The following is a 270-nucleotide window of genomic DNA, read 5'->3' on the forward strand; positions in this document are numbered from 1 at the left end:
GCCAACTGCCGTCGCATTCTCGTAACCACCAGCGATCGATCCCGCCAAACAGCCCACCGAGCCACGGGGCGTCGTGTTGTTCAACAAGCAGAGGCAACGCGTACGGCGTGTAGAACCGCAGCAGTTGGCTAAATTGCCCTGCGGGTTCAATCACCCTCACACCCAAAGCCAGTTGCTTTTGCAAAGCGCTAAGGGATTGGTCGCTCTCCAACAGGCCAACCACGTGCCCCTGCTGAACAAGCGTCGCCAGTAATCTTTCATCCTCTGGTG

The 270-nt window shown here is 57.8% G+C and carries 1 pseudogene; it reads right to left on the minus strand.

What is annotated here, in order from left to right:
* A pseudogene (locus H0248_RS21480) lies at positions 1–270 on the minus strand (DUF4123 domain-containing protein); the annotation flags it as partial.

This window comes from Pectobacterium brasiliense (assembly GCF_013449685.1).
In the GTDB taxonomy this organism is placed as follows: domain Bacteria; phylum Pseudomonadota; class Gammaproteobacteria; order Enterobacterales; family Enterobacteriaceae; genus Pectobacterium; species Pectobacterium brasiliense_A.